General features: G+C 70.5%; 21 protein-coding genes. 14 read left to right on the forward strand and 7 right to left on the reverse strand.

All coding sequences use genetic code 11. The annotated features are described in order from the left end of the window. Nucleotides 1–17 precede the first annotated feature (17 nt). Complete coding sequence (gene mce, locus ACWD4O_RS35030; protein ID WP_450950966.1) at nt 18–458, reverse strand: methylmalonyl-CoA epimerase; 441 nt, start codon at nt 456–458, stop codon at nt 18–20. Nucleotides 459–609: 151 nt separating this feature from the next. Between mce and ACWD4O_RS35035 the strand changes: the two genes are divergently transcribed. The 3 genes from ACWD4O_RS35035 to ACWD4O_RS35045 all read left to right on the forward strand — a co-directional run bounded on the left by ACWD4O_RS35035 (nt 610) and on the right by ACWD4O_RS35045 (nt 3,254). Continuing rightward, entirely contained in the window at nt 610–1,821 is a 1,212-nt protein-coding gene (locus ACWD4O_RS35035) for an acetyl-CoA C-acetyltransferase (RefSeq protein WP_451286184.1), read from the forward strand. Between the two features lie 41 nt (nt 1,822–1,862). Continuing rightward, complete coding sequence (gene meaB, locus ACWD4O_RS35040; protein WP_451286186.1) at nt 1,863–2,819, forward strand: methylmalonyl Co-A mutase-associated GTPase MeaB; 957 nt, start codon at nt 1,863–1,865, stop codon at nt 2,817–2,819. A 132-nt stretch (nt 2,820–2,951) separates the two neighbouring features. Beyond that, entirely contained in the window at nt 2,952–3,254 is a 303-nt protein-coding gene (locus ACWD4O_RS35045) for a hypothetical protein (RefSeq protein ID WP_451286188.1), read from the forward strand. Nucleotides 3,255–3,361: 107 nt separating this feature from the next. Here the strand turns inward: ACWD4O_RS35045 and ACWD4O_RS35050 are convergent, their stop codons facing one another. The 4 genes from ACWD4O_RS35050 to ACWD4O_RS35065 all read right to left on the reverse strand — a co-directional run bounded on the left by ACWD4O_RS35050 (nt 3,362) and on the right by ACWD4O_RS35065 (nt 6,024). Beyond that, a complete protein-coding gene (locus ACWD4O_RS35050; protein ID WP_451286190.1) occupies nt 3,362–3,838 on the reverse strand; it encodes a MarR family winged helix-turn-helix transcriptional regulator in 477 nt (158 codons plus the stop codon). A 92-nt stretch (nt 3,839–3,930) separates the two neighbouring features. Then, nucleotides 3,931–4,737, reverse strand: coding sequence for an AIM24 family protein (locus ACWD4O_RS35055; RefSeq protein ID WP_451286240.1), 807 nt, complete (start codon nt 4,735–4,737; stop codon nt 3,931–3,933). A 2-nt stretch (nt 4,738–4,739) separates the two neighbouring features. Beyond that, nucleotides 4,740–5,390 (reverse strand): AIM24 family protein, encoded by a 651-nt coding sequence (locus ACWD4O_RS35060; RefSeq protein WP_450950970.1) that lies wholly within the window; start codon nt 5,388–5,390, stop codon nt 4,740–4,742. Between the two features lies 1 nt (nt 5,391). Then, complete coding sequence (locus ACWD4O_RS35065; RefSeq protein ID WP_351913307.1) at nt 5,392–6,024, reverse strand: AIM24 family protein; 633 nt, start codon at nt 6,022–6,024, stop codon at nt 5,392–5,394. Between the two features lie 164 nt (nt 6,025–6,188). Between ACWD4O_RS35065 and ACWD4O_RS35070 the strand changes: the two genes are divergently transcribed. The 3 genes from ACWD4O_RS35070 (at nt 6,189) to ACWD4O_RS35080 (ending at nt 7,933) form a co-directional block, all read left to right on the forward strand. After that, nucleotides 6,189–6,533 (forward strand): DUF3817 domain-containing protein, encoded by a 345-nt coding sequence (locus ACWD4O_RS35070; protein WP_450950971.1) that lies wholly within the window; start codon nt 6,189–6,191, stop codon nt 6,531–6,533. Beyond that, entirely contained in the window at nt 6,530–6,823 is a 294-nt protein-coding gene (locus ACWD4O_RS35075; protein WP_451286192.1) for an MTH1187 family thiamine-binding protein, read from the forward strand. Before ACWD4O_RS35070 ends, ACWD4O_RS35075 begins: the two co-directional genes overlap by 4 nt. Nucleotides 6,824–6,958: 135 nt before the next feature. Continuing rightward, complete coding sequence (locus ACWD4O_RS35080) at nt 6,959–7,933, forward strand: matrixin family metalloprotease (protein WP_451286193.1); 975 nt, start codon at nt 6,959–6,961, stop codon at nt 7,931–7,933. Here the strand turns inward: ACWD4O_RS35080 and ACWD4O_RS35085 are convergent. Next, nucleotides 7,927–8,931, reverse strand: a complete 1,005-nt coding sequence (locus ACWD4O_RS35085; protein ID WP_451286195.1) for a DUF5937 family protein — start codon at nt 8,929–8,931, stop codon at nt 7,927–7,929. The two genes, ACWD4O_RS35080 and ACWD4O_RS35085, sit on opposite strands and share 7 nt — an antisense overlap. 108 nt (nt 8,932–9,039) lie before the next feature. Between ACWD4O_RS35085 and ACWD4O_RS35090 the strand changes: the two genes are divergently transcribed. From ACWD4O_RS35090 to ACWD4O_RS35105, 4 genes are all read left to right on the forward strand, one after another. After that, a complete protein-coding gene (locus ACWD4O_RS35090) occupies nt 9,040–10,284 on the forward strand; it encodes an MFS transporter (RefSeq protein ID WP_451286197.1) in 1,245 nt (414 codons plus the stop codon). Nucleotides 10,285–10,317: 33 nt separating this feature from the next. Next, entirely contained in the window at nt 10,318–10,827 is a 510-nt protein-coding gene (locus tag ACWD4O_RS35095) for a MarR family winged helix-turn-helix transcriptional regulator (RefSeq protein ID WP_451286199.1), read from the forward strand. A 63-nt stretch (nt 10,828–10,890) separates the two neighbouring features. After that, nucleotides 10,891–11,229 (forward strand): DUF3817 domain-containing protein, encoded by a 339-nt coding sequence (locus ACWD4O_RS35100; protein ID WP_450950976.1) that lies wholly within the window; start codon nt 10,891–10,893, stop codon nt 11,227–11,229. 87 nt (nt 11,230–11,316) lie between these two features. After that, complete coding sequence (locus tag ACWD4O_RS35105; RefSeq protein WP_451286201.1) at nt 11,317–13,017, forward strand: acyl-CoA mutase large subunit family protein; 1,701 nt, start codon at nt 11,317–11,319, stop codon at nt 13,015–13,017. Nucleotides 13,018–13,054: 37 nt separating this feature from the next. Here ACWD4O_RS35105 and ACWD4O_RS35110 read toward each other — a convergent pair whose 3' ends face one another. Continuing rightward, nucleotides 13,055–13,693, reverse strand: a complete 639-nt coding sequence (locus tag ACWD4O_RS35110; protein WP_451286203.1) for a TetR/AcrR family transcriptional regulator — start codon at nt 13,691–13,693, stop codon at nt 13,055–13,057. A 248-nt stretch (nt 13,694–13,941) separates the two neighbouring features. Here ACWD4O_RS35110 and ACWD4O_RS35115 point away from each other — a divergent pair, with 248 nt between their 5' ends. The 4 genes from ACWD4O_RS35115 (at nt 13,942) to ACWD4O_RS35130 (ending at nt 18,312) form a co-directional block, all read left to right on the forward strand. Further along, on the forward strand, nt 13,942–14,919 hold the full coding sequence (locus ACWD4O_RS35115) for a tetratricopeptide repeat protein (RefSeq protein ID WP_451286204.1): 978 nt from the start codon (nt 13,942–13,944) through the stop codon (nt 14,917–14,919). A gap of 670 nt (nt 14,920–15,589) precedes the next feature. Next, nucleotides 15,590–16,225 (forward strand): DUF6230 family protein, encoded by a 636-nt coding sequence (locus tag ACWD4O_RS35120; protein ID WP_450950980.1) that lies wholly within the window; start codon nt 15,590–15,592, stop codon nt 16,223–16,225. 133 nt (nt 16,226–16,358) lie between these two features. Next, the gene (locus ACWD4O_RS35125; protein ID WP_451286206.1) at nt 16,359–16,997 is read left to right on the forward strand and encodes a DUF6114 domain-containing protein; all 639 of its coding nucleotides are present in this window, start codon (nt 16,359–16,361) and stop codon (nt 16,995–16,997) included. Continuing rightward, a complete protein-coding gene (locus tag ACWD4O_RS35130) occupies nt 16,987–18,312 on the forward strand; it encodes a hypothetical protein (RefSeq protein WP_451286208.1) in 1,326 nt (441 codons plus the stop codon). Before ACWD4O_RS35125 ends, ACWD4O_RS35130 begins: the two co-directional genes overlap by 11 nt. Nucleotides 18,313–18,314 lie beyond the last annotated feature (2 nt).

Raw genomic sequence — 18,314 nt, forward strand, 5'->3', positions numbered from 1 at the left:
GCCCATATGTACGAGGGTCAGTGCTCAGGTGACTCAACAGGGGCCGAAGTGACCAGTTCTGTCAGTACTCCGTGGCAATCCTTTGGATGCAGGAACGTGATTCGTGACCCCATGGAGCCGATCCGGGGCTCTTCGTACAGAACGCGTACGCCCTTGGCGCGGATGTCCGCGGAGTCGCCGTCCACGTCCGCCGTGCCGAAAGCGATGTGGTGGACGCCCTCGCCGTTCTTGGCGAGCCACTTGCCCACGGCCGAATCCTCCCGGGTCGGCTCGAGAAGCTGCAGGTACGAGGCGCCTCCGTCGGACGTATCGTTGATCTTGAGCATGGCCTCGCGCACGCCCTGCTCCTCGTTGACCTCGGAGTGGAAGACCTCGAAGCCGTAGGTGGAGCGGTAGAACTCGACGGTCGCGTCGAGGTCGTGGCAGGCGATCCCGATGTGGTCGATTCGCGTCAGCATGGTGTCAGTGCAGCGCGAAGGAGGTGGTTACGCAACGTGCGCGCGATCACACTGACGGCCCGATGACGGCACGGAGTGCCACTCAGTACATTCGCAGTAAACCCTCGTTCACTCCTCGGCCAGTGCAGGCCGGTAAGGGGAATCGCAGCTCATGACTGGATCGACTGGTACCAACGGCACGACCTCGGTGATCGTCGCGGGCGCGCGTACGCCCATGGGACGACTGCTGGGCTCCCTGAAGTCCTTCTCCGGAGCCGACCTCGGCGGTTTCGCGATCAAGGCCGCCCTCGACCGTGCCGGGATCGGCGGCGACCAGGTGCAGTACGTCATCATGGGCCAGGTGCTCCAGGCCGGGGCGGGACAGATCCCGGCGCGCCAGGCCGCGGTCAAGGCCGGCATCCCGATGAACGTGCCGGCGCTCACGATCAACAAGGTGTGTCTGTCGGGCCTCGACGCGATCGCGCTCGCCGACCAGCTGATCCGCGCGGGCGAGTTCGACATCGTGGTGGCCGGCGGCCAGGAGTCCATGACCAACGCCCCCCACCTGCTGCCGAAGTCCCGCGAGGGCTTCAAGTACGGCGCGATCGAGATGCTCGACGCGATGGCGCACGACGGGCTGACCGACGCCTTCGAGAACATCGCCATGGGCGAGTCCACGGAGAAGCACAACACCCGCCTGGGCATCGCCCGCCCGGAGCAGGACGAGATCGCCGCCCTGTCCCACCAGCGCGCGGCCGCCGCCCAGAAGAACGGCGTCTTCGAGGCCGAGATCACCCCGGTCGAGATCCCGCAGCGCAAGGGCGAGCCGGTCGTCTTCAGCAAGGACGAGGGCATCCGCGCCGACACCACGGCGGAGTCCCTGGGCAAGCTTCGCCCGGCCTTCACCCGGGACGGCACCATCACCGCGGGCACGTCCTCGCAGATCTCCGACGGCGCGGCCGCCGTCGTCGTGATGAGCAAGGCCAAGGCCGAGGAGCTGGGCCTCGCCTGGATCGCCGAGATCGGCGCCCACGGCAATGTGGCCGGACCGGACAACTCGCTGCAGTCGCAGCCGTCCAACGCCATCCTGCACGCCCTCAAGAAGGAGGGCCTGGACGTCTCCGACCTGGACCTGATCGAGATCAACGAGGCCTTCGCCGCTGTCGCCGTGCAGTCAATGAACGACCTGGGCGTGTCCACGGAAAAGGTGAACGTGAACGGCGGCGCGATCGCCCTGGGCCACCCGATCGGCATGTCCGGCGCCCGCCTCGTGCTGCACCTGGCCCTGGAGCTGAAGCGCCGGGGCGGCGGCGTCGGCGCGGCCGCGCTGTGCGGCGGCGGCGGTCAGGGTGACGCGCTGATCGTCCGGGTACCCAAGGCCTGAGGCCCCGTCGGCCCCTTGGTTCCTTTCCGAACGGAGCTGTGATGCAGGACGTCTCCTCGCTGGTCGCCCAGGCCAGGGAAGGCCGGCCCAGGGCCGTGGCCCGGCTGATCTCCCTGGTGGAGGGGGCGTCCCCGCAGCTCAGGGAGGTCATGGCGGCCCTGGCCCCGCTGACGGGGAACGCGTACGTCGTCGGCCTGACGGGCTCGCCGGGCGTCGGCAAGTCCACGTCGACCTCCGCGCTGGTCACCGCCTACCGCAAGCAGGGCAGACGGGTCGGCGTCCTGGCCGTCGACCCGTCGTCGCCGTTCTCCGGGGGAGCCCTGCTCGGCGACCGCGTCCGGATGTCGGAGCACGCCTCCGACCCCGGCGTCTACATCCGCTCCATGGCCACCCGGGGCCACCTGGGCGGCCTCGCCTGGTCGGCCCCGCAGGCGATCCGGGTGCTGGACGCGGCGGGCTGCGACGTGATCCTGGTCGAGACGGTCGGCGTGGGCCAGTCGGAGGTCGAGATCGCCTCCCAGGCGGACACCAGCGTCGTCCTGCTGGCCCCCGGCATGGGGGACGGCATCCAGGCCGCCAAGGCGGGCATCCTGGAGATCGGCGACGTCTACGTCGTCAACAAGGCCGACCGGGACGGCGCCGACGCCACCGTCCGCGAGCTCAACCACATGCTCGGCCTCGGCGAGGCCCGCCGCCCCGGCGACTGGCGGCCGCCCATCGTGAAGACGGTCGCCAGCCGCGCCGAGGGTGTCGACGAGGTCGTCGAGGCGCTGGAGAAGCACCGCGCGTGGATGGAGGAGCAGGGCGTCCTCGACCGGCGACGCGCCTCCCGAGCCGCCCGCGAGGTCGAGACCATCGCCGTCACCGCCCTGCGCGAACGCATCGGCGACCTGCACGGCGACCGCCGCCTCGACACCCTCGCCGAACGCATCGTCGCCGGCGACCTCGACCCCTACCGCGCGGCGGACGAACTGGTGGCGGGGCTCACCCAGGGCTGAGCCCCGCCGCAGGGGTCTTTCGGGGCCGTCGACCGGCGGGCCTCGGCCGGGGCGCGGCTGCCGCTGCTCACGGCGGGGCTCGGTCTGACGCTGGGCGGCGCGGGACCGGCCTCGGGGCTCGGCACGCTCGCGGTGGCGGCCGCGGCCGCCGGGTTCTTCGTGTCGCCGGCGATCACCACGGCCTACCTGATCGCCGACGAGGCCGCCGCGCCGGAGGCCCGGGTACGGGCCGGGGCGTGGGTCGACACGGCCGTCAACGCGGGGAGCACGGCCGGTACGGCGGCCGCGGGAGCGCTGGCCGCGCGGCTGCCGGTGGGGGTGTGCTTCGCGGTGACGGGGGCGGTGGCGCTGGCGACGGCTGCGGTCGTCGCCAGCGCCGGTCCGCTCCGGCGGGCCGGCCGGCTCGGCGGGCTCGGTCGTCCCGGTCCTGCCTGACCTCGCCCGTGCACACGCTCACGGTCCGTGAGACGCCGACAGGCGGAGCCCTGTTCGAGCTCCGCCTGCCGATCGCCTGATCCCCCGGATCGCCCGGAGGGCGTCCGCTACGGCCGTCCCCGGTGGCCGCGGAGGTGTTCCGCGACGGGCTTGAGGGCCTTGGAGAGTTCCGCCAGGGCCTCGGGGGAGAGGAGGTCGATGAAGTGCCGCCGCACCGAGTCCACATGGTGGGGCGCGACCTTCTGCATCGTCTCCATGCCGTGGTCGGTCAGCACCGCGTACAGGCCGCGGCGGTCCGACTCGCAGTTCTCACGGCGCACCAGGTCCGCGTTCTCCATCCGGGTGATCTGGTGCGAGAGCCGGCTCTTGGACTGGAGCGTGGCGGACGCGAGGTCGCTCATCCGCATCCGGACGCCCTCCGACTCGGAGAGGTTCACGAGGATCTCGTAGTCGTTCATGGTCAGGCCGAACGGTTGGAGATCCTTTTCGAGCTGGTACGTCAACAGCCTGTTGACCTCCAGGTGGGTGCGCCAGGCGCACTGCTCCGCATCGGTCAGCCAGCGCGTGGCCGTTTCGGTCTCCATAAATGAAGTCTACCTAAAATGTTGAAAGGCGAACTAGTGAGGGTGGTGTGACTGTGCGCACGCGTTCGATGTCACACTCCGCAGACTACCGCTCACAGCCCGAAGCGACGCTGGAGGTCCCCCAGCTGTCCGGGAAGGCGCGGTGCGCCGGATTGCGCGCCGTGTCCCCCGTGTCCCCCCGGTCCCGCACCGCCGCCGGGCACCCCCGGCTCGTGCGGAACGGCCCCCGTGGCCTGCTCGGCCATGAGGGTCTCGGTCGACTGCAGCAGCACGGTGCCGGCGCCCACGAACTCGAACTGATGCTCCTCCCCGGAGGCCCCTCCGAGGCCCGTCAGCGCACGTAGACCGCCCATCAGGCCCGTCATGTACCCGTGGTCGTAGTGATGGCACGGGGACGGGCAGTCGGCCCAGCCGACGAGTGCCTGCGGGTCCACCCGGATGGGAGGCTCCATGAACACCACCGGCCCGTTAGATGCGGCCACGAACTTTCCGGTTCCGATCAGCGTGAGAAAACCCGGGACGATCGACTGCTTGAGCGACAGACTTGGCTGAAACGCGAGCAGATTGCCCGAGCGAATGGTCAGATTGCCCTCGTCCAGGTCGTACGAGTTCACGTCGAAGGCCCGGTCGGCGAGGAGCATCTTGCCCGAGCCCTCCGCCACGACCCAGTCGCTCGCGTGCAGAGGCGAATGGAACGAGGTGCGCACGAGACGGTCCAGCCGGCCGTGCCCGACGCCGTTGAAGTCGATCGACCCGTAGTAGGCGATCATCTTCCCCTTCTGCAGGAACCACTGGCTCCCCTTGAGCTCCACGCAGAAGGTGTAGCTGTTCACGTTGTCGTCGACCGGCAGGGTCATGGGGTCGTAGACCGTCGGGCCGCCGCCCGGAGCCCCGTACATGCTCACAGCTTCTCCTCCGACGCCTGGACGAACACCGCACCGCTGCCGCTCAGCTCCAGCTGGAACGCCTCGCCGGAGCCGCGGCCCACCATGTCCCGCCAGCCCAGCGCGGTCGACAGCTTGTTGCGGACGTCGCCGTGGTGGGCCACATAGGCCTGGGGGTCGACGTGGACCGGGCGCTGCGGGGTGATCGGGACCTCGAAGACGCCGCCGTGCGCCATCACGGCCACCGCCCCGTGACCCTTCAGCGTGGTGGTGAACAGCCCCTGCCCGCTGACCTGGCCGCGGACCATGCCCATGACCCCGCCCTGCGCGCCCAGGAACATCGTGCCCTGCTGGAGCGTGCCCTCGAAGGCGAGCAGCCGGTCCGCCTCGACGTACAGCGTGTCGCCGGCGAGCCGGATGACCTGGACATGATGGCCGCCGTGCCCGAAGAAGACCGTGCCGTTGCCCTCGACGGTCATCAGAGGCGTGTCCTCGTTGGCGAGCCGCCGCCCGATCATGGACATCACGCCGCCCTGTCCGCCCTGGACGTTGGGCGTGAAGGACACCTCGCCGCGGTACGCGAGCATGGCGCCGCGCTGACTGAAGAGCCGCTGCCCGGGGGCGACCGTCGCCTCGACCATCTTGGAGTTGATCTCGCGCAGGCTCATGTCACACATCCCCCGCGATCGTGTTGCGCTCGCTCGGCTGGACGTACACCAGGCCGTCCCCCTCGAACCGGATCTGGAAGGCCTCGCCGCCGCCCTCGCCCATGAACGTGCGGAACGTCACACCGGACTGGAAGGACTGCCGGACGTTGCCCTGGTGCGCGACATAGGCGCCGGGGTCGACGGTCAGCGGGTACTGCGGGCTGACACGCAGCACCACGGCCGGCCCGTCCGAGGTGATCGCGGCCAGCCCATGGCCCTCGACCGTCGTCGTGAAGAGCCCGTTGCCCTGGGTCGCGCCGCGCAGCCCGGTGAAACTCGTCCCGGTCCGCAGGCCGGCGTCGGTCGCCAGCAGATTGCTCGACTCGACGTACAACTTGTCGCCCTGGAGCTGGACGAGGTTGATCTCGGAGGCACGGTCGGCGAACCAGCACGTGCCCTGTCCCTTCACCTCCATCACGGTCATCTGCTCACCGGTGAGCCGCCGGGTCACCATGCCCCGGATGCCCTCACCGCCGCCGCTGAGCTTCTTGAAGGCCATCTGCCCGTCGTACGCGACCATCGAGCCGTTCTTCGCCTTCACGGCGTCCCCGGTCATGTCGACGGCAAGCACCTTGCTGCCTTGAAGTCGAAACATCGCCACGCTGCGAAGGTAACCGCCGGACCGGGGCGCGGAACAGCACCCGTAGGTGGAGAGAGACCCTGAACGCACCCCTAGGGGGACCGTTTGCCACAATGGGTGAACGCTTGTGCGTGCGTTCACAAACCGCCGCCCCCTCAAACCTCCCCCGAAGGTGACCCGTGGACCTGAAGACAGCCTCCGCCCTCCGACGCCTGCGCCTGGTCTCCGCCCCGGAAGCCGTGTCCTTCCTCCTGCTGCTGCTCTGCTCGGTGCTGAAGCGGACCACGGACTTCAACGCGGTGCCCGTCATGGGCATGGTCCACGGCGTGCTGTTCATCCTGTACGTGCTCTTCTGGGCGGACGCCTGGAACCGCACCAAGTGGTCCTTCGGGACCGCGGCCCTCTACTTCGTCCTCTCGGTCCTGCCGACCGGCGGCTTCTTCGCCGAGCGCAAGCTGCGCCGTGAGGCCGAGGACGCCGTCATCGCCTCCCGCGCCCGCAAGGAAGGCATCGTGAGCGCATGATCGTCGCCTTCTCGGTCACCCCGCTGGGCGTCGGCGAGGACGTCGGCGAATACGTCGCCGACGCCGTCCGCGTCGTCCGCGAGTCCGGCCTCCCGAACCGCACCGACGCCATGTTCACCTCCGTCGAGGGCGACTGGGACGAGGTCATGGACGTCGTCAGGCGCGCCGTGGCCGTCGTCGAGGAACGCGCTCCCCGGGTCTCCCTCGTTCTGAAGGCGGACATCCGCCCCGGCGTGACGGACGGCCTCACCTCGAAGGTCGAGACCGTGGAGCGGCACCTGGCGCAGTGACCGACCTGGCCACCTGTCCCACCAATCGCCCGAACGGGTGACGAGGGACGGGGTTTTGGCACGTGCCGCCTGGCTAATGTCTCCCGGGGTCGATCAAGTTCCGTGCTGAGGTGCGGCATTGAAGGGGAGTGTGCGGTGGCAGGGCGGCGCGGGCCGGGGTCTCTCGGCAGGGCGATCACGGCGTTGGTACTGGGGGCGGCGCTGTCGGCGGTCTGCGTGGGGGAGGTGCAGCGCACGCCCGCGTGCGCGCTCGCCCGGGGCGAGCTGACCGTCGACGACCTGCCCGCCGGCTCGTCCGTGCTCGACTGCCTCGCCGTCGGCCGCGTCGTCACCCACGCCGGCGCCGGCGTGACCGTGCCCGAACCCGGCACGACGGTCAGCGTCGACGCCCTCACGGCGGACGGCGAGGAACACGGCTTCACCGTGGCGGTCGCCGCCGACGGCAAGGTCGCGTACACCTACGAGGCGGCCCACGCACCCGCCCGCCCGGACAGCCGCGCCGACGCCCCCGGCCCCTGCACCGACGGCGCGTACTCCACCGCCGGGCGCAAGGAGTACGGCACCTACGAGTGGTTCGTCGGCGACGGCCCCCTGCCCGGCAACCTCTCCCGCGCCGAGGCCCGGCGGGCCTTCGAGGACGCCGTCGCCACCATCACCGGCAGCCGCAACGACTGCGGCTACGACGACGCGGTCGGGGCGAAGGCCCGCTATCTGTCGACCACCGCCAACGAGGCCGGCATCGACCGCGCCGCCCGCTGCGTCCGCCGGGACGGCCTGAGCGTCTGGGACGCGGGCGACATCGGCAGCGACGCCGTCGCCACGACCTGCTCCTGGAGCCGGCCGGTGCCGGGCGGCCCGGACGAGCTCCTGGAGGCCGACGTCCGCTTCAACACCCATGACTACGCGTTCACCGACAGCCCGTCCGGCGGCTGCACGCACGCGTACGACGTCCGCAGCGTCGCCACCCACGAGGCCGGGCACGTCTTCGGCCTCGGCCACTCCGGCGCCGGACACCAGAACCTGACCATGTACTCGAGCTCGTTCGCCTGCTCCACCGACGCCCGCACCCTCGGCAAGGGCGACGTCCTCGGCCTGCGCAGCCTCTACTGAGCGGCGTCCGACGGGCGGGCGCCGCCGGACACCAGCGCGATTCCCAGCGGCGTCCGCTCGTACAGCACCCGGTGGCCGTAGCGCCGGGACACCAGCAGGCCGGAGTCGCGCAGCACGGTCAGATGCGCGGACACCGAGGACGGGGCGAGGCCGAGGCGGTGGGCGAGGGCGGAGGTGGTCGCCGGATCGTCCAGCGCGGTGAGCACGGCGGCCCGGCCCCGGCCCAGCAGCCGGACCAGGGCCTCGGGGGAGCGGTCGACGGGATCCGACCACAGACCGGCGATCCCGCGCGCGGGATAGACCAGGGTCGGCTGCCAGGGCGGGTCGAAGCCGGTGACGACGTCCGGCCAGGAGAACACGCTCGGCATCAGCACCAGCCCCTGGCCGCCCAGGTGCCGCTCGTGCGCGCCGTTCGAGGCGACGGTCAGCGTCCCGGCCCGCCAGCCGCACCGCCGGTCGATCTCCGGCAGCAGCCCGCCCAGACCCACCTCGGCCAGCCGGCGCGAGTGGAAGGCGACGTCCGCCTCCAGCAGGGCGCGCAGCCGCGTCCAGTCCGGCGCGAGGAGGGTGTGCCAGACCTCCGCCAGCACCTCGGCCACCTCCTGGATCATGCGCTCCGGATCCGCCAGCCAGGCCCGCCCCCGCGGCGAGTCCAGCGCGCCGGGGGTGTCCGCGAGCGAGCGCGCGCTGTCCTCCCGGGCGGCCCGCGGATCGGCGGCCCGGACCGCGGCGAGCTCCTCCTCGAAACCGGCCGCGGGCCCGAGCGGCGGCGGGCACAGCCAGTCGGGGGAGTGGCCCCGGCGCGGCATCAGCAGCCACAGAGCGGTCAGGTCGAGCGCCTCGGCCGCCGTCCGGATCCGGCGCAGCCACGGTGCGTGGTAGCCGTGCCGGTCGGGCCGCTTGAGGGTGCGCGCGACCTCCTGCGTCTCCCACAGCGGGGACACCGCGAAGCGGCAGCGCAGGAAGTCGTCCTCCCCGAAATGCAGATGCGACGGCACATGCGCTCCTTGCGGACTCTCCCGAACCTTCGGCCGAACATCCGGCCGAACATTCGGCTGTACCCGAAACTCTAGGGCGCACGCCCGTGCCCCGGCACGCTGCTGCCCATGTCAGAAGCCGAGACGGTCACGACCGCCACCACGAAAGCCGCGCCCCCGGGATACCGCCGGGTCTTCGCCGTGCGCGAGTTCCGGGCCGTCTTCGCTGCCCATCTGCTGTCCATGCTCGGCGTGATCGTCGCCGAGATCGCGCTGTCCGTACTCGTCTACGACCTGACCGGCTCGCCCCTGATGAGCGCCCTGGCCTGGGCCGTCGGCTTCCTGCCGTACGTGGTCGGCGGCACCCTGCTCGCCGGGGTCGCCGACCGCTACCCGGCCCGGCGCGTGCTCGTCGGCTGCGACCTGGTGTGCGCGGTATGCGTGCTGCCGATGACGGCCCCGGGCGCGCCCCTCGCCGTCCTGCTGGCCCTGCGCTGCTGCCTCGCCGTCGTCTCGCCGATCTTCGCGGGCACCCGGATGGCCACCCTCGCGGACATCCTCGGCGACGGCGACCTGTTCGTCCTCGGCCGCTCCCTGCTGCGCATCACCGCGCAGAGCGCGCTGCTCGTCGGCTTCGGACTCGGCGGGGTGCTGCTCACCGTCACTTCCCCGCGCCAGGCCCTCCTGATCACCGTCGGCACCTTCCTCGCCTCCGCCGCCCTGCTGCGCCTGGGCACCCGCCGCCGCCCCGCGCGGGCCCGCACCGGCGGGGCGCTGGTCACGGACTCCCTCAAGGGGGCCCGGCAGGTCCTCGCCGACCGGCGCACCCGCGCGCTGCTGCTGCTCTTCTGGCTGCCGCCGACGTTCACCGTCGCCCCGGAGGCGCTGTCGGCGCCGTACGCCGACGACCTCGGCGTCGGCCCGGCCGGCCTGGGCCTGCTGATGTGCGCGCTGCCGGTCGGCACGATCGCCGGCGAGCTGTACGCCGGGTCGCGGCTGCGCCCCGTCACCCGCGAGCGCATCGCCCTCCCGCTCGTCTGTGTGACCCTGCTGCCCTACCTCGGCTACGCCTTCCATCCCGGCCTCGCGGTCTCGCTGCTCCTGCTGCTGGTCGCGGGCGCCGGGTCGGCGTACACCCTCGGCCTCGACCAGTGGATCGTCCGGGACGTGCCCGAGGAACTGCGCGGCCGGGCGATGACGCTGCTCACGGCCGGGCTCATGACGCTCCAGGGCGTCGGCATGGCCCTGGCGGGGGCGGCCGCCGAGCTCGTGGGCGTGCCGGCCGCGGTCACGGGGGCGGGCGTGCTGGGGACGGCGGTCTGTGTGCTGGCGGCCCGGGAAGTGCGGCGGACCGAGGGCCGAGACGGGGGCTGACCGCGATATGACCGGCCGGTAAGGTCTGGAAGCGTGCCGAAACCGCCCAGTCTCCCCTTCGACCCCATCGCCCGTGCCGACGAGCTCTGGAAGCAGCGTTGGGGGAGTGTGCCGTCCATGGCCGCGATCACGTCGATCATGCGCGCGCACCAGATCCTGCTCGCCGAGGTGGACGCGGTGGTCAAGCCGTACGGCCTGACGTTCGCACGGTACGAGGCGCTGGTGCTGCTCACCTTCTCCAAGGAGGGCGAGCTGACCATGTCGAAGATCGGCGAGCGGCTTCAGGTGCACCCCACCTCGGTGACCAACACCGTCGACCGCCTGGTGAAGTCGGGCCTGGTCGCCCGGCGCCCCAACCCCAACGACGGGCGCGGCACCCTCGCCGTCATCACCGACAAGGGCCGTGAGGCCGTCGAGGCGGCGACCCGCGACCTGATGGCGATGGACTTCGGGCTCGGGGTGTACGACGCGGAGGAGTGCGGGGAGATCTTCGCGATGCTGCGGCCGCTGCGGGTCGCCGCGAGCGACTTCGACGAGGAGTGACCCGGATCCCGCAGCGGTGACCCGGGGCAAGATCCCCCGGAACGGGTCGTTACGCTCGACGGCATGAAGAAAAGCGTGCTGACCCGCTACCGCGTTCTGGCCTACGTCACCGGTGTGCTGCTGGTCCTGCTGTGCCTGAGCATGATCGCCAAGTACGGCCTGGACGTCGACGGCGCCGCCGACTTCACCCGCGTCGTCGCCATCGCGCACGGCTGGCTGTACGTCCTCTACCTCGTCTTCGCCTTCGACCTGGGCTCCAAGGCGAAGTGGCCGGTGGCCCGTCAGCTGTGGGTGCTGCTGGCCGGGACGATCCCGACGGCCGCCTTCTTCGTGGAGCGGAAGATCAGCCGCGAGCTGGAGTCCAAGATCGTGGACGCTGCCCCCGTGCCCGCCAAGGCGTAACCCCCACCGCAGGTACCACCGCCGTACGTACACACGTACGGCGGTTTGCCGTCGACGTTTACTAGGACGTCCTAGTAAATTGGGTGCATGGACGCTGACGCCATCGAAGAGGGCCGTCGCCGCTGGCAGGCCCGGTACGACGCTTCACGCAAGCGCGAGGCCGACTTCAGCACGCTCTCCGGAGACTCCGTGGAGCCGGTGTACGGGCCACGCGCGGGGGATGTCTACGACGGTTTCGAGCGGATCGGGTGGCCGGGGGAGTACCCCTTCACGCGCGGGCTGTACCCGACCGGCTACCGGGGGCGCAGCTGGACCATCCGGCAGTTCGCCGGGTTCGGTAACGCCGAGCAGACCAACGAGCGGTACAGGACGATCCTCGCCAACGGGGGCGGGGGTCTGTCCGTGGCGTTCGACATGCCCACCCTGATGGGGCGGGACTCCGACGACCCCCGGTCGCTGGGCGAGGTCGGACACTGCGGGGTCGCCGTCGACTCGGCCGCCGACATGGAGGTCCTCTTCAAGGACATCCCGCTGGGCGAGGTCACGACGTCCATGACGATCAGCGGGCCGGCCGTGCCCGTCTTCTGCATGTACCTCGTCGCCGCCGAACGGCAGGGCGTGGATCCGGGGGTGCTCAACGGCACGCTCCAGACCGACATCTTCAAGGAGTACATCGCGCAGAAGGAGTGGCTCTTCCGGCCGGAGCCCCATCTGCGGCTGATCGGCGATCTGATGGAGTACTGCGCGACGGGCATCCCCGCCTACAAACCGCTGTCCGTCTCCGGCTACCACATCCGGGAGGCGGGAGCCACGGCCGCGCAGGAGCTGGCCTACACGCTCGCGGACGGCTTCGGGTACGTGGAACTGGGGCTGAGCCGTGGGCTGGACGTGGACGTGTTCGCCCCCGGCCTCTCCTTCTTCTTCGACGCGCACGTCGATTTCTTCGAGGAGATCGCCAAGTTCCGCGCGGCGCGCCGGATCTGGGCCCGATGGATGCGGGACGTGTACGGCGCGCAGTCCGAAAAGGCGCAGTGGCTGCGGTTCCACACGCAGACCGCCGGTGTCTCGCTGACCGCGCAGCAGCCGTACAACAACGTGGTGCGTACGGCGGTGGAGGCGCTCGCGGCGGTCCTCGGCGGGACCAACTCGCTGCACACCAACGCCCTCGACGAGACCCTCGCCCTGCCGAGCGAGCAGGCCGCCGAGATCGCGCTACGCACGCAGCAGGTGCTGATGGAGGAGACCGGGGTCGCCAACGTGGCCGATCCGCTGGGCGGTTCGTGGTACGTCGAGCAGCTGACGGACCGGATCGAGGCCGCCGCCGAGGAGATCTTCGAGCAGGTCAGGGAGCGCGGGCTGCGGGCCCACCCCGACGGACGGCACCCGATCGGGCCGATCACCTCCGGGATCCTGCGGGGCATCGAGGACGGCTGGTTCACCGGGGAGATCGCGGAGTCGGCGTTCCGGTATCAGCAGTCGCTGGAGAAGGGGGAGAAGCGGGTCGTCGGCGTCAACGCGCACACCGGGTCGGTGACCGGGGATCTGGAGATCCTGCGCGTCAGCCATGAGGTGGAGCGGGAGCAGGTGCGGGAGCTGGGGGCGCGGAAGGCCGCTCGCGACGAGGTCGCCGTGCGGGGGGCGCTCGATGCGATGCTGGGCGCCGCCCGGAACGGCTCCAACATGATCGGGCCGATGCTGGACGCTGCGCGGGCAGAGGCGACTCTGGGTGAGATCTGCGGGGTGCTGCGGGACGAGTGGGGGGTGTACACCGAGCCGCCGGGGTTCTAGTCCCTTTGTCCTCAAGCGCCGGACGGGCTGAAGAGAATCACCAAGCGCCGGACGGGCCGGCGGTGAGGCCTGTCACCAGGAGCCTGGTGAAACTCCTCGCCCACTCCTCGTCCGCCGGTTCCGCGCTGACCAGGGTGCGGTGCACCACCGCGCCCGCCACCACGTCGAAAATGAGGTCGACCGTGCGGGCGGCCTCGGCCGCGTCCGTCTCCGGGGGGAGTTCGCCGCGGGCCTGGGCGCGGGCCCGGCCCTCCAGGACCAGGTCCTTCTGGGGGTCGACGATGGAGGCCCGGATGCGTTCGCGCAGCGCGTCGTCGCGGGTGGACTCGGCGACGGCCGCCATCAGGCCGCTCTTCGCCTCCGGACGGGCCAGGATCGCCGCGAACTGCAGGACCACGCCCTCGATGTCCGCGGCGAGGCTGCCGCGGTCGGGGAGTTCGAGTTCGCCGAAGAGTTCCGCGACGGCGTCGACGACCAGTTCGTTCTTGCCGGCCCAGCGGCGGTAGAGGGTCGTCTTGGCGACGCCGGCGCGCGTCGCCACGTCCCCCAGGGTCAGTTTCGACCAGCCCAGTTCGACCAGGGCCTGCCGGGTCGCGGCCAGGATCGCGGTGTCCGCGGCGGCACTGCGCGGACGGCCGGTGCGGCCGGTGCGACAGGCGGGGGTGCGGATCTGCATCCCCAGACGATAACCGCAGGTTTTGTCGAGCCTCCCGTGAGGGAGATCACCTGGTAGCGGTGTTGTGCAGGCACTCAGTGCCATTACGCTACGACTCGTAGCGAAAGCTCGTGACGGACGTACACGGGCCAGGTCCGGCGGGGCGCGGGTGGGGACCCGGGCGCTCGTGTTCGGGATGTTCGAGGCGCAGTTCGGGATGTATTCGGATCGCTTTTCACGCAGGCGCGCGGACGGGGGAGGATAGACGCATGCAGCCACGGAACATGTCCATGAGCGGAGTCGTCGACCTCGCCGCGGTGAAGGCGGCCCAGGAGGCCAAGGCGAAGGCGGAGCAGACGCGCGCCGAAGCGGCCAGGCAGGGCGGCGCGGGGGCCGTCTCCCCGGCCGATCTCGTCATCGACGTCGATGAGGCGGGGTTCGAGCAGGAGGTCCTGCAGAGGTCCGCCGAGGTGCCCGTCGTCATCGACTTCTGGGCGGAGTGGTGTCAGCCCTGCAAGCAGCTGAGCCCCGTCCTGGAGCGGCTCGCCGTCGAGTACGACGGCCGCTTCCTGCTCGCCAAGATCGACGTCGACGCCAATCAGATGCTGATGCAGCAGTTCGGGGTGCAGGGCATCCCGGCAGTGTTCGCGGTCGTCGCCGGCCAGGCGCTGCCCCTCTTCCAGGGGGCCGCAGGCGAGGCGCAGATCCGCGAGACCCTCGACCAGCTGATCCAGGTCGCCGAGCAGCGGTTCGGGCTCACCGGTCTGACGGTCGACCCCGACGCCGCGCCGGGCGCCGGCCCGCAGGAGGTCGCGGTGGAGCAGGCCGGGCCGTACGACGGGCTGCTCGAAGCCGCCGTACGGGCGCTGGACGCCGGTGACTTCGCCGGCGCGGTGCAGGCCTACAAGAACGTGCTCGCCGACGACCCGGGCAACAGCGAGGCCGAACTCGGGCTCGCACAGGCCGAGTTGCTCGAGCGGGTGAGCGGTATGGATCCGCAGCAGGTGCGGAAGGAAGCCGCCGAGAAGCCGGCGGACGCCGCCGCGCAGATCGCCGCCGCGGACCTGGATCTGGTGGGCGGTCATGTCGAGGACGCGTTCGGGCGGCTCATCGACACCGTGCGGCGCACGGCCGGTGAGGACCGGGACGCCGTACGACTGCGGCTGCTGGAGCTGTTCGAGGTGGTCGGTCCGGAGGATCCGCGAGTGGCGGCGGCCAGGCGGGCGTTGGCTCGCGCGCTGTTCTAGTCCGGTCCGGTCGGTCCGGCCGTCGTGGCCGGAAGCGCGGGTTCTGACCAGTCGCTAAACGTCGGGGCCCGTGTTGTCGGAGTGAAAGTTCTGCCGAAGTGGTTCTCGTGCGGCCGCGCTTTACCAAATCTTGGTAATCGCGGCCGCTGTTACTGCAAGTAAGACGAGGCCGCCGATCTGTCGGATTCTGTCCAGCGATCAACAGCTTTGTCCTGGGCATGGTTGACACCCTGCGTCGCCGGTCGAGACCTGTGGGTCGTTGTTCGGTTATCCGGCCGTTACTAGCCAGTAACGAACCCCCTTGTGCGAGCCGCGAGAATGCACCACGATCGGCCACGCTCGGTCCAATCCCGTACCCCGACAGCCGGTTGGGTCAACGGGTTTTCCTGGGTCCCCACCGAGCAGGGACGACGACAGTGACGTCGGCCCTTGGGCAGGGGGGTCTTCGCTGTGGCGAAGCCTGTCCAGCAAGGTTGTGCGTGATGCGTGTCAGGCGCGACCAGTGGTTGTCGCTCGGGGGTGATCGCCGGTGATCGGTGCGCGGTTCGCGCCTCCGAGACGGGCGCTCCCCTTCCCGAGGACGTAGCACTTCTCCCATCCCTGCCCGTCTGAGCCGCCGCAACCGGGGGCGAGTCGGGAGCAGGAGATGTACGTCCGAGAAGGAGGAAATATGGAGTCCCAGGTGCGTGGCGGGACCAGATGGAAGCGGTTCGCCGTCGTCATGGTGCCCAGCGTGGCCGCCACGGCGTGCATAGGCGTCGCCCTCGCGCAGGGCGCTCTTGCCGCGTCGTTCAGTGTGTCGGGTCAGTCGTTCAAGGTGACGGCGGACAAGCTTGAGGGCACTGGGTTCTCCCAGTACGGAGCCCTCGACACGGGATACACCCTTGACGGCAAGAAGACGGCTCACCCCGTCGCGGTCTCCGCGTTCAAGAGCGCGGAGCTCACCAACATGTGCCAGTCGGTGGTCACCCCGAACATCCCGCTGCTCGGTTCCGTCAGCCTCACGCTGAAGGCCGGCGGGGGCGGTACGCCGGTCAAGGCCGAGAACCTGTACGTCGACATCGAGGACCTCGAGGCCGACGCGACGTTCACCAACATCGACATCGGTGTTGCGGCCAAGGACGCCAGCAAGGGCCCGGGCATGAAGGGTGGCAGCGAGCAGGCCAACCCCTTCGGCTTCGCCCAGCAGGCCGAGAAGGCCACGCTGACCGACGTGAAGCAGACGGCGTGGGCCACCACTGCCGGAACCTTCAAGCTCAGCGGCCTGAAGATGTCGCTGTCGACGGGTGTCAAGGAGTGCTACTAAGCACTCTCTGACGGGCGGGGGAGCCGGTGGCGCCCCCGCCCGTCCAGTTGGAGCCCGGGCGTTCACCGCCCGGGCCTCCACCCGCAGGTACAACTCACCACCACAGCAAAGCCGCACCAGGGAGCTGTTTTCCATGAGCGCCGAGACCCCTGTCGCCCCCGGCCAGTTCACCCGCCGGAGGCAGCAGTTCCGCGCCTGGCGAGGTACGCGGCCGTTCTGGGCCGGTCTGTTCGTCCTTCTCAGCGGACTTCCCATCGCCTACTTCCCGTACGCGCACCTCCAGGTGGGCCACCTGACGCTGGCGATGGCGACCACCGCGGGCGCCGGGTCCCTGATCATCGGTGTGCTGCTGGGTGTGCTGGGCGTCAGCCTGTGGTTTCAGAAGCACGTACAGACCTTCGCGGGCGTCGCGGCGATCCTGTTGGGGCTGGTGTCCATCCCCGTCTCCAACCTCGGCGGCTTCCTCATCGGCTTTCTGCTCGCTCTGATCGGCGGTGCGATGGCCGTCTCCTGGGCGCCGGGCGCGCCGCCCGCGCCGGCACCGGCGCCGGAGCTCGGCACGGCTGCCGGAGACGCCCCCGAGGGCGCGTTCCCCGAGGGGCCCGCCGCGCCGGGCGACCTCACCGAGAACCCGTACAGCACGGGCCCGGCCCTCACCGAGAAGCCGTCCTTCACCAAGGACGACGAGGGCCCGGGCGAGCCGCACGATCTGCACGATCTGTCAGGAACGAGCCCGGCCAACGGGGCGAACGGGAGGCACAGTGCCGGCTGACGAGGTTTCCACCGGGAGCGATGTGGACGCTGCCCGCGTGAGAACCACCGGGCCGCGGCACGCGGCACCCAAGAAGCCGCTGTTCACCAGGTTCCACATGCCGGCCGGCAAGGCGATAGCCCTGGCGGCCATGCCGACGGCGGTGTTGATGGGGATGGGCTTCACGCCCACCCTCGCCAACGCCGAGGACCAGCCGACGTCCAAGAGCCTCACGATCGACGAGTACAAGGACTGTCTGGCGGCCCTGGAAGACGCGGACGCCTCCGCGTCGGCCTCGCCGTCGCCGTCCGCCTCGGAGAGCGCGACCGAGTCCGCCGAGCCCTCCGCCGACGAGTCCTCGGACACGTCCACGGACGACTCGAAGGACACGTCGAGCAACGCGGGCGACACGGACGACTCGTCCTCGTCGGATTCAGGTTCCGGCGACACGACCGAGCCCTCCCCTTCGGCGTCCTCCTCGCCCTCGACGTCGACGAACTCCGGCGACACGGCGACCACCGAGCCGTCGGACACCGAGACGAGCAAGAACGTCCTGGAGACCATCGGCGACGCCATCACCGACCTCTTCGACGGCAGCGACTCCGACGCGACGGCCACGTCGAGCCCGTCGCCGTCGGCCTCCGCGTCGGCCTCGGCCGACGACTCGACGTCGGACTCGGGTTCGTCCGACTCCTCGGGCACGTCCAAGGACACCACCGACGCCGTCACCGACGAGGTGAAGGACACCGTCGAGACGACCGAGGAGACGGCGAAGGACACCGAGGAGGACACGGAGGCGGCCGCCGACGACACCACGGCCTCGCCGAGCCCCTCGGAGAGCGCCGCCACGGACGTCGACGACTGCCCCGTCGCCACCGAGGACGAGAGCGGCATCGACAACAAGATCAGGCTGCCCGACGACCCCTGGTACCTGAACGCCAGCTCGCTGCTCCTCAAGGGCGCCGACTACCAGGGCATCGTCAAGGTGAAGACCGCCAACGGCACCGTCAAGGAGGTGCTGAAGTACGTCATCTCCGACGGCACCGACATCGGCGACCTGCACCAGACGGTGGACGACAAGCAGTCCGGCAGGACCTACCACGTGCAGGCGGGCAAGGGCACCACGTCCACCATCCGTGACGGCGACACGATCATGTACACGGAGAGCATCTCCGGCAACCTGTTCGGCCTGATCCCGGTCACGTTCACCCCGAAGAGCCCGCCGCCGCTCAACATCCCGCTGATCTACTTCACCGATGTGAAGGTGCAGCAGGCGGGCCAGCTGGGCGGCACGCTGACCATACCCGGCCTCCACCAGTACACGACGGCCGGCTGAGC

It is taken from the genome of Streptomyces sp. NPDC002623, assembly GCF_053592635.1.

Excerpts from the sequence above, each read along its gene's own strand:
- ACWD4O_RS35075 (WP_451286192.1), top strand. The coding sequence starts at position 6,530 with ATGATCGTCGCCTTCTCGGTCACCCCGCTGGGCGTCGGCGAGGACGTC.
- ACWD4O_RS35100 (WP_450950976.1), top strand. The coding sequence starts at position 10,891 with ATGAAGAAAAGCGTGCTGACCCGCTACCGCGTTCTGGCCTACGTCACC.
- ACWD4O_RS35035 (WP_451286184.1), top strand. The coding sequence starts at position 610 with ATGACTGGATCGACTGGTACCAACGGCACGACCTCGGTGATCGTCGCG.
- ACWD4O_RS35125 (WP_451286206.1), top strand. The coding sequence starts at position 16,359 with ATGAGCGCCGAGACCCCTGTCGCCCCCGGCCAGTTCACCCGCCGGAGG.
- ACWD4O_RS35105 (WP_451286201.1), top strand. The coding sequence starts at position 11,317 with ATGGACGCTGACGCCATCGAAGAGGGCCGTCGCCGCTGGCAGGCCCGG.
- ACWD4O_RS35065 (WP_351913307.1), bottom strand. The coding sequence starts at position 6,024 with ATGTTTCGACTTCAAGGCAGCAAGGTGCTTGCCGTCGACATGACCGGG.
- ACWD4O_RS35055 (WP_451286240.1), bottom strand. The coding sequence starts at position 4,737 with ATGTACGGGGCTCCGGGCGGCGGCCCGACGGTCTACGACCCCATGACC.
- ACWD4O_RS35110 (WP_451286203.1), bottom strand. The coding sequence starts at position 13,693 with ATGCAGATCCGCACCCCCGCCTGTCGCACCGGCCGCACCGGCCGTCCG.
- ACWD4O_RS35090 (WP_451286197.1), top strand. The coding sequence starts at position 9,040 with ATGTCAGAAGCCGAGACGGTCACGACCGCCACCACGAAAGCCGCGCCC.
- meaB (WP_451286186.1), top strand. The coding sequence starts at position 1,863 with ATGCAGGACGTCTCCTCGCTGGTCGCCCAGGCCAGGGAAGGCCGGCCC.
- ACWD4O_RS35120 (WP_450950980.1), top strand. The coding sequence starts at position 15,590 with ATGGAGTCCCAGGTGCGTGGCGGGACCAGATGGAAGCGGTTCGCCGTC.
- ACWD4O_RS35115 (WP_451286204.1), top strand. The coding sequence starts at position 13,942 with ATGCAGCCACGGAACATGTCCATGAGCGGAGTCGTCGACCTCGCCGCG.
- ACWD4O_RS35060 (WP_450950970.1), bottom strand. The coding sequence starts at position 5,390 with ATGAGCCTGCGCGAGATCAACTCCAAGATGGTCGAGGCGACGGTCGCC.
- ACWD4O_RS35050 (WP_451286190.1), bottom strand. The coding sequence starts at position 3,838 with ATGGAGACCGAAACGGCCACGCGCTGGCTGACCGATGCGGAGCAGTGC.
- mce (WP_450950966.1), bottom strand. The coding sequence starts at position 458 with ATGCTGACGCGAATCGACCACATCGGGATCGCCTGCCACGACCTCGAC.